At 68.5% G+C, this 12,936-nt stretch carries 7 protein-coding genes; 6 read left to right on the forward strand and 1 reads right to left on the reverse strand.

Annotation, left to right across the window (positions count from 1 at the left end; all coding sequences use genetic code 11):
- Positions 1-10 precede the first annotated feature (10 nt).
- The 6 genes from CLV71_RS36145 to CLV71_RS36170 all read left to right on the forward strand — a co-directional run bounded on the left by CLV71_RS36145 (position 11) and on the right by CLV71_RS36170 (position 11,226).
- A complete protein-coding gene (locus CLV71_RS36145) occupies positions 11-1,918 on the forward strand; it encodes a glycoside hydrolase family 127 protein (RefSeq protein ID WP_243867068.1) in 1,908 nt (635 codons plus the stop codon).
- 33 nt (positions 1,919-1,951) lie between these two features.
- A complete protein-coding gene (locus CLV71_RS36150; protein WP_133907402.1) occupies positions 1,952-3,652 on the forward strand; it encodes a carbohydrate-binding protein in 1,701 nt (566 codons plus the stop codon).
- A 78-nt stretch (positions 3,653-3,730) separates the two neighbouring features.
- The gene (locus tag CLV71_RS36155) at positions 3,731-4,861 is read left to right on the forward strand and encodes an RICIN domain-containing protein (RefSeq protein ID WP_243867070.1); all 1,131 of its coding nucleotides are present in this window, start codon (positions 3,731-3,733) and stop codon (positions 4,859-4,861) included.
- A 20-nt stretch (positions 4,862-4,881) separates the two neighbouring features.
- A complete protein-coding gene (locus CLV71_RS36160) occupies positions 4,882-7,581 on the forward strand; it encodes an RICIN domain-containing protein (RefSeq protein ID WP_208297922.1) in 2,700 nt (899 codons plus the stop codon).
- Between the two features lie 197 nt (positions 7,582-7,778).
- A complete protein-coding gene (locus CLV71_RS36165; RefSeq protein WP_243867072.1) occupies positions 7,779-10,004 on the forward strand; it encodes a beta-L-arabinofuranosidase domain-containing protein in 2,226 nt (741 codons plus the stop codon).
- A 1-nt stretch (position 10,005) separates the two neighbouring features.
- Positions 10,006-11,226 carry a carbohydrate-binding protein gene (locus CLV71_RS36170; RefSeq protein WP_133907403.1) on the forward strand — a complete coding sequence of 407 codons (1,221 nt, stop codon included), beginning with the start codon at positions 10,006-10,008 and terminating at the stop codon, positions 11,224-11,226.
- Positions 11,227-11,275: 49 nt separating this feature from the next.
- On the opposite strand, the gene CLV71_RS36175 is transcribed toward CLV71_RS36170, so the two are convergent.
- Positions 11,276-12,745, reverse strand: coding sequence for a family 43 glycosylhydrolase (locus CLV71_RS36175; protein ID WP_133907404.1), 1,470 nt, complete (start codon positions 12,743-12,745; stop codon positions 11,276-11,278).
- Between the last annotated feature and the right edge of the window lie 191 nt (positions 12,746-12,936).

Genomic DNA, 12,936 nt, shown 5'->3' on the forward strand with positions numbered 1-12,936 from the left:
GGACGTCTCGATGACTGGGTCGATGTTCACTCCGCAGGCTCCGCTCGGCAGCATCCCCGGTCCCGTCGAACCGACGCCGTCGGCACTCGCGACCCTGGCACCGCTCGCGTTGTCGGATGTCAGCCTCACGACCGGCTTCCTCGGCGACTGGCAGCGGCGCAGCGCGGCGCGGTCGCTGCCCTACTGCGTCGGCAGGCTCGACGGGGCAGGCGCGCTCACCAACCTGCGCCGCGTCACCGGCGAGGCCGACGGCGACTTCGAGAACATGTGGTTCGCCGACTCGGACATCTACAAGACCCTCGAGGCCGCGGCGTGGCAGCTGGGCGCCACCCCCGACAACGCGGAGCTGCGGACCTTCGTGGACACCACGGCCGCGCTGCTCGCCAAGGCACAGGCCGAGGACGGCTACCTCAACTCCTACCGCATGCTGAAGGAGCCGGACCGCCGCTGGGAGGCACTGCACTGGAGCCACGAGCTGTACTGCGCGGGCCACCTCATCCAGGCCGCCGTCGCCGCGGCGCGGTCCGGGGTCGGCGCGGAGGTCGTCACGGTCGCCCGCCGCCTCGCCGACCTCGTCGTCGAGCGGTTCAGCACGGTCGACGCCGTCGACGGGCACCCGGAGATCGAGACCGCGCTGGTGGAGCTGTACCGGGTGACCGGGCACCGGCCCTACCTGGACCAGGCCAAGCGGTTCGTCGACCTGCGCGGGCGCGGGCTCCTCGACGGCGAGCGGTTCGGCTCGGCCTACCTGCAGGACCACGAGCCGGTGCGGGACACCGACTCCGTGACCGGGCACGTGGTCCGGCAGCTGTACCTGCTGGCCGGCGTGGTGGACGTGGCGGTGGAGACGCACGACGAGACGCTGCTGGCCGCCGCGCGCAGGCTGTGGGACGACGCGTTCGGCGCCAAGACGTACGTGACGGGAGCACAGGGCTCCCGGCACCGGGACGAGGCGTTCGGCGACCCGTACGAGCTACCGCCCGACCGCGCCTACGGCGAGACGTGCGCGGCCATCGCGAGCTTCCACTGGAACTGGCGGATGCTGCTCGCCACCGGCGAGGTCCGCTACGCAGACGAGATGGAACGCGCGCTGTACAACGTGATCGCCGGCTCGACCGCGCTGGACGGCGAGCACTTCTTCTACTCCAACACGCTGCACCTGCGCAGCGGCCACGACGGCTCGCACGAGGACGCGCCGTCCGGCCGTCTGCCGTGGTACTCGTGCGCGTGCTGCCCGCCGAACCTGGCCAGGCTCCTCGCGTCACTGTCCGGGTACCTCCTCACGACCGACCACAGTGGACTCCAGGTCCACCTGTACGCGGCGGGCGACGTGCGGACGACGGTCGACGGTCACGACGTGCACGTGGCCGTCCGCACCGACTACCCGTGGGACGGCAGGGTCGTGTTGACCGTGACCACCGACGCGGCCGTCACGCTGTCGCTGCGGGTTCCGAGGTGGGCGACGGAGGTCCGCCTCGACGGCGACGTCGTCGAGGCGCGGGACTGGTACGTCCAGGTCCAGCGCGACTGGTCCTGCGGGGCGACGGTGACCCTCGACCTGCCCATGGCGCCGAGGATCATCGCACCGCACCCCAGGATCGACGCCGTGCGCGGCTGCGTCGCCGTCGCGCGGGGACCGCTCGTCTACGCCGTCGAACAGGCCGACCTGCCCGCCGGTGTCACGCTGGAGGACGTGCGGATCGACCCCGGCGCGCCGATCGCCGCAGGCCGCCTGCCGGACATCCCCGTGACGCTCACCGTCGCGGGTGCCGTCGAGACCGCCGAGTCCGACGAGCTGTACCCCGCCGCCGCGCGGACCCACACCGAGCCACTCGAGCTGACCGCCATCCCGTATTTCCTGTGGGGCAACCGGACTCCCGGCCCGATGCGGGTCTGGATCCCCGTCACCACGGGATAACCCTGCAACCCTGCAACCAAACAGAGGTACCCGATGTCACGACGAAGTCTCCTCGGGATCACCGTCCTGGTCGCGGCCGCCGCAGCGGTCCTTCCCACGACACCGGCCCAGGCAGCGGGCCACACACTGGTGGTCAACGTGGCCGCGCCGTTCCGGCCGGTCACCCACGTCGCCTCCGGCGGGCTGTACGCACTGGCGGAGAACAACCGGCCCGCCGACTCGACGCTGTTGCCCCTGAGGCTGAACACCAACACCCAGCCTCCGCCCGGTGTCGGGCAGCGACCCAACGGCCAGCCGCCCGGCGGCGACGCGCTCCTGGTCGCCGCGCAGGGTGACCGGGTCGGTGCCGCGCAGGTCATCCGCATGCCGGACATCTACCCGAACTTCCCCTACCAGTGGGTCGGCTGGGACGACTGGCTGTCCAAGGTGGACACCATGGTGACCGCCAGGCTGAACGCCACCTCGGTGAGCAACGTGGTCGGCTGGGAGATCTGGAACGAGCCGGACTACACGTGGAACACCTCGGCCGCGGGCGACTTCAACGCGGGCTGGGTGCGGACCGTCCAGCGGATCAGGACCCGCGACACCGTCACCCCGATCGTCGGCCCCAGCTACGCGACCTACGACACCAACCGGATGCGGACGTTCCTCACGGTCGCGCGGGACAACAACGTGCTGCCGGACGTCATGATCTGGCACGAGCTGAACCACAGCAGCGCGGCCGTCGCGGGCAACGTCGCCGCCTACCGCTCGGTGGAGTCCTCGCTCGGCATCAGCCCCCGGCCGATCTTCATCAACGAGTACGCCTGGACCGACGAGATCGACGTGCCCGGCCGCGTGTCCAGCTACATCGCGAAGTTCGAGCGGGCGGGCGTGGCCGCCGCGGACCGCGCGTTCTGGTACGAGTACGGGACCGTCAACGGCCTGGTGGTCAACAACAGCGAGCCGACCGCCTCGTGGTGGATGTACAAGTGGTACGGCGACATGGCCGGCTCGATGGTGAGCACGACCCCGCCCGCGCAGACCGGCATCGACGGGTTCGCCTCCTACGACTCGACCCGCAGACGCGTCGACGTCGTGTTCGGTGACGAGTCCGGCACGAACTCGGTGCGGTTGACCGGACTCGGCGCGCTCGGCTCGAGCGTCCAGGTGACCCTGGAGTCGACCCCGGGTTCCGGCCGCACGACCGCCGTGAGCGCACCGACGACGATCTCCAACACCACGGCCACGGTCTCCGGTGGACAGCTCACCGTGTCCGTGCCGAACATGTCCGCGACCGGCGCCTACCACCTCGTGGTGCAGCCGACCAGCGGCGTGCCCGCCTACCAGCAGCGGTACGAGGCGGAGAACGCGTCGGTGTTCCGCGCGGCACGGCTGTCGGCCTCCGGCGCGTCCAACGGCGGCTACGTCGGACGCATCGACAACACCGGCAACCCGCGCAACGACAGCTACGTGGACTTCGTCGTGAACGTGCCGACCGCGCGGTCCTACACGATGACCATCGGCTACGCGAACGGCACCGGCGCGACCTCGACGCAGGGCCTGGCCTACAACGGCGGCGCGTGGTCGACGGTCAGCTACCCGCCGACCGCGGGCTGGGGCCAGTTCGGCTCGACGGTGTCGACCACGGTCAGCCTCCGTGCGGGCTACAACGTGATCCGGCTGGCGAAGGGGTCGCCGTTCTTCGGCGGTGGCACCGGTTTCGCTGAGCTGGACTACATCCAGCTCACCTAGATCTCGACCGCCACATCGGGAGCGTACGCGTCCACCCGTAATTGTTAACGCTAACATTCAATAGCTCTGGAGGACTCGATGACGCGTCCTGTCATGGTTCGAAGCCCGAGGCGGCTCGTGCGGCTGGTTGTGCTCGCGGTGCTCGGCCTGGTGGCCGGGCTGGTGTCCGCGCTGCCTGCCGCTGCGGCGACCACCTTCACGAGTACCCTGGTCAACCAGGCGAGTGGTGGCTGTGCCGCCGTGCCGGGCGGCGCGAGCACCAGTGCTCTGCAGCTGGTCGCACAGACCTGCGACGCCAGCGCCCGGCAGTCGTTCACGTTCACGCCGGTGTCCGGCTCGTCGGACGCCTACCGCGTGGGAACGCTAACATCGGGTAGCTGCCTGGACATCTCGGGAGCGTCCACCTCGGACAACGCCGCCGTGATCCAGTATGCCTGCCACAGTGCGGGCAACCAGCAGTTCCGGTTGCAGGCGGTCGGCACGAACGTCAACGTCGTGGCCGTCGGCTCCGGCAAGTGCGTGGCCCTGTCCGGCGCCAACCTGGTGCAGCTGCCGTGTTCGACCTCGGCGGACCGGGTGTGGCGGGTGCCCGGCTTCACGAGCGGCGGTGGCACGCAGGACCCGCCGACCAGGACGGTGCGGGTGTTCCTGCTGCGCCCGTCCGACGTGCCGTACGACCAGCGGTACCCGGACGGCATCGCGAACGTGATGCGTGAGGCACAGCGGTACTACCTGCAGGAGCTGGGCAAGACGTTCCGGCTCAACAGCGTCGTGGTCGAGGTGGTCGTCGGCGAGCACGTGAAGAGCTGGTACGAGAACACACCGAACGGCAGCGACCGCTACTGGTGGGCCGTGTTCAACATGCAGCAGGAGCTGCTGCGCAGGCTGGACCTGCGTGCCCCGGACAGCCGGTGGCTCAACGTCGGTGAGGTCATCGCCGAGGGCCAGGGGGCGGGCGGCGGTGGCGGCGGTGGCTGGGTGATCCTCTGCCAGCACGACGCGGACGGCGCCGCGGGTCTCGGCGGGGCCATGAACCGTTGGTACGGCGGGATGGTCCACGAGCTGGGTCACGCGTTCGGCCTGCCGGACTCGTCGTCGACGGACGGCACCCCGATGTCCGCGTCCTTCTACAGCTACCCGAACACCCACTTCAACCAGAGCCAGAAGACCGCGATCCTCAACGGTCCCTACGGCACCTTCCTTTTCTGAGCACGCGAAGTGAGGCTTCGATGAAGAAGAGACACCTGGTGTTGTTGACGCTGACGACACTGGCGGCCGGGTTCGTGGTGACGGCTCCGGCCAGTGCCGCGACCGCGTTCACGTCCACGATCGTCAACACCGGCAACGGGAACTGCGCGACCGTGCCCAGCGGCACGAGTGCGGTGCAGCTGACCCTGTCGGCCTGCAACTCCGGCGCGGGTCAGTCCTACACCTTCACGCCGGTGTCCGGCGACGTCTACACCATCGCCACGTTCACCTCGGGCAGCTGTCTGGACATCTCCGGCGCGTCCACCTCGGACAACGCCGCGGTGATCCAGTACGCCTGTCACAGCGCGGCCAACCAGCAGTTCCGGCTGCAGTCCACCGGTACCAACACCTTCACCGTGATCGCGGTCGGCTCCGGCAAGTGCGTCGCGCCGTCGGGCAGCACGCTGGTCCAACTGCCCTGCTCGACCAGCCTGGCGTGGCGCCTGCCCGGCTTCAACCCGGGCACGAGTGACACCTACCAGACCATCCCCAACCTGGCGCCCAACGCGTGCAGGAACTCCAGCCTGCCCAGGTCGTACGGCACGAACTTCCAGACCCCGAACGACCCGTACGGCCTCGGTTTCCAGAACACGACGGCGATCGGCTGGGACGGCAACTACTGGCCGGTGACGACGTTCCTGTCCGGCTCGTTCTGGGCGCGGGGCGTGAGCAACACCTACAACGGACTGTGCGGCGGGATGTACTCGTTCAGTGCGTACACCTACGGCGGCAACCCGGGCGCGCAGTCGGTGCAGTGGACCGAGGACAACGGCTACCTACCCGCGATGCGGACCAGCCGCACCTCGGGCAACGTCGGCATCGTCATCAAGAACTTCGCCAACCGGGTCACCATCAACGGCAACGCGTTCATGCTGGTCTACACGCGGGTGGCGATCACCAACAACGGCTCGTCGTCGGTGACGGTCCCACCGGGCGGCTCCGGCCCGAACCTGGTGCGGCTCACGAGTTCCACTTCGGACACCGTGGCAGCGGGCCAGACGAGCAACCACGACTTCGTGGTGGCCGTCGACAACTTCGGCAACGGCGCCGCCTACCCGACGGGCACGACGCTGTCGTCGAACGCGCCGAACTACGACACCGCCTACAACCAGATGGTGTCGTACTGGAACTCGCGGCTGGCCGAGACGAACACGTTCAGCCTGCCCAACACCACGCTGCCCAACACCGGCAACCTGGCGAACCCCGGCACCGCGATGACGAACGCCTACAAGGCAGGCACGATCTACAACCTGATCATGCAGGTCGGCAAGGCGCAGTTCTCCGGGGCCAACAACTACAACTGGATCCTCAACCACGACGTGCCGGGCGAGCTGACGGCGAAGTTCCTGACCGGCGACTTCCGGGACGCCAGGAACCTCCTGCTGACCGCACGGATCTCCCAGCAGACCGGCTGGGACGAGGTCGGCGCGAACTGGTACTGGGACGGCGTGTGGAAGACGGTCGGCACGTGGGCGACCTACCTGCAGAAGACCAACGACACGGCCTTCGTCAGCCAGTACTTCCGCGACGACCAGTCCAGTGCCTCGCCGTGGGGTCCGAGCCTGTACACGATCGCGCGGGTGCGGTACCCGGCGCAGCTGGACACCGACGGCACGCTGCGCTCCAACTTCGACAACGACTCGACCGGCCGCTGGCTGTTCAGCAACTTCTCGGCGCTGCAGATGCTGGCGTCGTACAAGTACATCGCGACGAAGATCGGTCAGACCGCCGAGGCGACCTGGGCGAACGGCGCCTACAACACGCTGCTCAGCTCGCTGAACACGGTCGTCGGCCGCAACCAGTCGACGAACGGCTTCAACTACCTGCCGTGTGAGGTGCACCGGCCGAACAGCGCCAACCGCTGCAACACGTTCAACGACGCGAACTGGGCCTCGCCCGGCTGGGTCGGGCAGAACCAGTGGTCGACGATGCTGTCCGGCGGCACGCTGAGCGGCATCATGGGTGACCCGGGCCAGATCGACCGCATGTACCAGTGGGGCTTCAACCGCTTGTCCGCCAACGGCTACCCGTATCCCACGTTCGGTGCGTTCAACGGGTACTCGACCGCGTACAACACGTCGTACTCGTCGGACGGGTTGTACTCCAACAACTACCGCGACCTGCCGATCACGAGCTACGCCTGGCAGTTGCGGACCACCACCGGCGGCCCGAACGCCTGGTGGGAGGCCAACGGCAGCGGACCGAACGCCAACAACCCGTGGATCGGCAGCCATGCGGGCCCGCAGTTCGGCGCGTGCCCGTACGCGTGGCCGATCGCCGGGCAGCAGGAGGGTCTGCTGGAGTCGCTGGTGGCGGAGGGCCTGGCGTCGACCGGTTCCGGGCCGTACACGTTCACCAGGCCGCTCTACGTCGGGCGCGGAGTGCCGAACACGTGGGTCGCACCTGGGCAGACGATGTCGGTCGGCAACCTGACCAACACCTACGACGTGTCGACGGGCAGCCGCTCCACGTACGGCGTGACGATCGCGGTGGGCGGGTCGAGTGGCGCGCGGGTCGTGACGGTGTCGCTGTCGGGCAGCCTGCCCGGCGGCACGGTCAGCATCCAGCTGCCGATCTTCGCGACGGTAGGCGTCACGTCGGTCAGCGGCGGCACCTACAACTCGAGCACACGCACGGTCACCGCCAGCGCGAACACCGTAACGATCAACCTGGCGGGCTAACCCCAACCGGCCCCAACCCGACCGCACTGAAGGCGTCCTTCGTAACGCTCGACGTTACGAAGGCGTCCTTCAGTACGCCCGACGTTCAGCATGCCCGACGTTCAGCATGCCCAACGTTACGAAGGCGTCCTTCGGTACGTCCAGCGTTATGAAGGCGTCCTTCAGTGCGGTCGGCGGCCCCCTCGAAAGGCGCGATCATGCAATCGTTCGACCGTCGTACCGTCCTGAGAACCGCAGGCGCGCTCGTGGCGAGTGCCGCGCTGGCGCCGACCCTCGCCCGTGAGGCAGTCGCCGCGACCGCCGCCCGCACGGACATCGGCGTGTCCGTGTTCGCCTTCCCCCTCGGCTCGGTCCGGCTGCAGTCCGGCCCGTTCCTGGACAACATGAACCGCCAGCTGGCCTACTTCCGGTTCGTCGACGCGGACCGGCTGCTGCACACGTTCCGGCTCACCGCGGGCCTGTCCACCTCCGCACAGGCCTGCGGCGGCTGGGAGACCCCGACCACCGAGCTGCGCGGCCACTCGACCGGGCACCTGCTGACCGGCCTCGCACAGGCCTACGCGAACACCGGTGACACGCAGTACAAGACCAAGGGCGACTACCTGGTCACCTCACTCGCCGCGTGCCAGGCGCGGTCGCCGCAGCAGGGCTTCCACACCGGCTACCTGTCGGCATACCCGGAGAACTTCTTCGACCGCCTCGAAAGCGGCCAGTCGGTGTGGGCGCCCTACTACACACTGCACAAGATCATGGCCGGGCTGCTCGACCAGTACCTGCTGGCAGGCAACCAGCAGGCGCTCGACGTGCTGCTGCGCAAGGCCGCCTGGGTGAAGACCCGCACGGACCCGCTGTCCACCAGCCAGATGCAGCAGACACTGCGCACCGAGTTCGGCGGCATGCCCGAGGTGCTGACGAACCTGTACCAGCTGACCGGCACCGCGGACCACCTCGCGACGGCGCAACGGTTCGACCACGCGCAGATCCTCGACCCGCTGGCCGCCAACCAGGACCGGCTGTCCGGGTTCCACGCCAACACCCAGATCCCGAAGATCCTCGGTGCGATCCGCGAGTACCACGCGACCGGCAACACCCGCTACCGGGACATCGCGGTCAACTTCTGGCGCATGGTGATCGACCACCACACGTACGTGATAGGCGGCAACTCCAACGGTGAGTACTTCCAGACTCCCGACGCCATCTCCACCCAGCTGTCGGACAGCACGTGCGAGGTCTGCAACACCTACAACATGCTGAAGCTGACCCGTCAGCTGTTCTTCACGAACCCGAGCGCCGCGGAGTACATGGACTACTACGAGTCGGCCCTGTACAACCAGATCCTCGGCGAGCAGGACCCCAGCTCCGGCCACGGCTTCGTGACGTACTACAACCCGTTGCGGGCGGGCGGCATCAAGACCTACTCCAACGACTACAACAGCTTCACCTGCGACCACGGCACCGGCATGGAGTCGCAGACGAAGTTCGCCGACTCGATCTACTTCCACGCCGGCGAGACGCTGTACGTGAACCTGTTCGTCCCGTCGGTGCTGACATGGCCAGGCCGGAACATCGCGATCCGCCAGGACACCACGTACCCGTCCTCGCCGACCACCCGTCTCACGGTCACGGGCTCCGGCCACATCGCGCTGAAGATCCGTATCCCGCGCTGGACCTCTGGCGCGGTGGTGCGGGTCAACGGCACGCCACAGAACGTGGCGGCGGGCGCGTACGCGACGATCGACCGGACCTGGGCGTCCGGCGACGTCGTGGAGGTCGCGGTCCCGGCGACCCTGACCTTCCCGCGCGCCAACGACAACGCATCGATCGGCGCAGTGCGGTACGGCGCGATCGTGCTCGCGGGCCAGTACGGCTCGACGGACCTCAACGGCACCCTGCCGACACTGCAGACGAACACACTGGTACAGGACAGCACGAACCCGCTGCGCTTCACGGGCACGGCGAGCACGGGCGCGGTGACCCTGCTGCCGTACTACGTGACCCACCACCAGCGCTACACGGTGTACTGGCGCATGGGCAGCACACCGGCCGGCACGTCCTACGAGGCGGAGGCGACCGCGAACACCCTGGGCGGCCAGGCGGTGCGGCGCAACTCGTCGGGTGCCTCCGGTGGCGCGGTGGTGGGCTATGTCGGCAACGGCACGGCGAACTACCTGCAGTTCAACAACGTCACCGCCACGGCGGGCACCCACGCCGTGACCGTGTACTACGCGTCAGGGGACAGCCGGTCCCTGAGTGTGAGCGCCAACGGCGGCACGGCCACGACCGTCACCGCCCCGAGCACAGGCGGCTGGGACACGCCCGCCTCGGTCACGGTGACACTGACCCTGGTGGCAGGCACCAACACCATCCGAATCGGCAACGCCTCCGGCTGGGCACCCGACATCGACCGAATCGTGGTGAGCTGACATGCGTGCCTGGATACTGCTCGCGGCCCTGTCGCTGTCCCTTGTGGACGTGACACCGGCGGTGGCCGCGCAGGGCGTCGTGCCGGGGCTCACGGGCTCCGCCGCGGTGCGGTCCGCCGGTGACGCGGCGGTGCGGTTCCGCGAGCTGACGGAGGCCCGCATCGCCCGCGCCGACCTGCACACGGCGTGGGGCACGTTCTTCAACGACACGGCGAGCACGGGCCTGCGGGCGACGCACACCGTGCTGAACGTGACCACCACCGGCGGCGACTACGTGTACGCCCCGACGGCACTCCCGCCGGGCAACGCCTGCCTGGAGATGACCACGGCGTACACGCCGTCTGGTCCGAAGCTGTGGGCGTGGGACTGGTGCGGCGGCCGCGACACCATCGGCAAGGTCGTCGACATGGACGCGGCGTTCCAAGCCACGTACACGACGGTGGTCGACGGTCGGCGTGTGTACACAATGGACGAACACCGCACGTCGACCACGGCCAACACGTGGACCGCGTACCTGATGAACTACCGCACCGGTGCGTGGGACGTGTTCTACACGAGCACCGGCACGAAGGACATCCCCGGCTCGACGTGGGACTTCTTCGAGATCTACACGACGGTGAACCCGTCGACGGGTGCCGGCTACTTCTGCCGCGACCTGCAGGGCGCGACCATCGACGCGTCGAACATGCTGGTGCAGCAGAACGGGAACTGGGTGCCCGCGAGCCCGACCAACTCCTCGCTCGCGTCCCCGCCGTCCGGCAGCCGCTTCGACTGCCCGTCGCTGACCTTCTCGGTGGTCCACGCCAACGACGCCTGGCGCGCGCAGGTGGGGCAGGCCCAGACGGGCACGTCCTACGAGGCGGAGGCGACCGCGAACACCCTGGCCGGGCAGGCGGTGCGGCGCAACAGCTCGGGTGCGTCCGGTGGTGCGGTGGTGGGCTATGTCGGCAACGGCACGGCGAACTACCTGCAGCTCAACAACATCACCGCGACGGCGGGTACCCACCGGGTGACGATCTACTACGCGTCGGGGGAGAACCGTTCGGTGGCGGTGAGCGCCGACAACGGCACGGCGACCACGGTCAGCACGCCGAGCACCGGTGGCTGGGACACGGTCGGATCGGTCACCGCGACGCTCACCCTGGCGGCAGGCACGAACACCATCCGGCTCGCCAACCCGTCCGGCTGGGCGCCGGACATCGACCGCGTCGTGGTCAGCTGAGCGACCCCGCTCGTGGGTGGCGTGCTGCCACCCACGAGCAGGGGGCCGGTCAGGACGCTGGCTCGCCCGACGGGACCGGCAGGCGGGTGCTCAGCGAGACGGGGGTGCGGAAGTTCGGTGTCCCGTCGGCGTTCCACGTGAACTTCTGTGCGCGGGTCGTGCGGTTCATGTCGCAGCCGCCGCTCGAGGAGCTGTTCGCGTGGTACACGATCCAGTCCTCGGTGCCGTCCGGCGACTTGAAGAAACCGTTGTGCCCCGGCCCGTACACACCGTTCGCGTTGCTGCGCTGGAAGACCGGCTGCGAGGACTTGACCCACGAGGACTGCGACAGCGGGTCACCGCCGTTGTAGGTCAGGATGCCGAGCTTGTAGTCGGGGGTGGAGCAGTGGCTCGCGGAGAACACGATGAACGTCTTCCCACCGTGCTGCAACACTTCCGCGCCCTCGTTCACCGCGCCGCCGACGGTCTCCCAGCTGTTCGTCGGCGACGACAGGATCCGGCGGGTGCCGCTCGCGGTCCACGGGTTCGACAGCGGGCGGATGAAGTTCGGCTGCGAGCCGTTGTAGAACGTGCCGAGCAGGTAGAGCTGACCGTTGAGCTGCATGATGCTCGGGTCCAGCTCCCACGTGTTGTCCTGCTGCGGGTCGAGCATGTCCGCCTTGAACGTGTACGGGCCCATGGGATCCAGGCCCGCGCTCTCCAGCACGTGGATCCGCTGCGTGCCCAGGTTGTACGGCTCCTGCCCGGCCACGTAGTAGAAGTACCAGCGCTGTCCGTTCGGCCCGTTGAGCAGGTGGAACTCCGGTGCCCACATCGTGCCGGCGCCGTTGGGCCTGGTCAGGTTGAAGATGACGGTCTCGGTGGCGGACGCGAGGCCGCCGAGCGTGCGCGACCTGCGCATGGTGATCGTCCGGTTCCACGTGGTCGTGGCCAGGTAGTAGTAGCCGTTGTAGTACTGGAGCCACGGGTCGGGGCCGTGCGCGCTCAGCGGGTTGACGAACGTCGCGCCGCCGGTGCCGCCACCGGTGAAGCCGGGGAGCCGCCACACCCTGGTCGTCGCCGAGTTGCACGGCAGCTGCACCAGGGCCGTGCTGTCGCCCGCGACGCACTTGCCGGAGTGGACGGCCGCCACGGTGAAGTTGTTGCTGCCCAGCGCGGTCAGCCGGAACTGCTGGTTGGTCGCGCTGTGGCAGGAGTACTGGATCACGGCCGCGTTGTCCGATGTGGACGCGCCGGAGACGTCGAGGCAGCTGCCCGCCGTCATCGTGGCGATCGTGTAGACGTCACCGGACACGAGCGTGAACGCGAACGACTGGCCTGCGCCGGAATCACAGGCCGTCCGCGTCAGCTGTACCGCGCTGTTCCCGTTGGGGACCGTCGCGCAGTTGCCGTTCGCCTGGTTGACCATCGTGCTGGAAAAGGCGACGGCGGCCTGGGCGGGTGCCCCGGATACCACCGTGACCAGGCCCGCGGCCAGCAGAGTGGTCGCGAAAATCGATCTGAACCGGAAAGGACGCATCGTCGAGCCCTCACATTCTCGGGAGGAGAGGAAGAAACTCCAGGCAGGGTGCGTGCCGCCTGAATTCTACCGTCGGCGCGATACCTCGGACAAATTAATAACAAAAGGATGCATAGTGCATTCTTTGGGTGGCGTTTGCGTTTTCGCCGGACGGCGAGTATGTCTACTTGGGGAGATCAGCTCGGGGAAGG

This window comes from Actinophytocola oryzae (assembly GCF_004364325.1).
In the GTDB taxonomy this organism is placed as follows: Bacteria; Actinomycetota; Actinomycetes; order Mycobacteriales; family Pseudonocardiaceae; genus Actinophytocola; species Actinophytocola oryzae.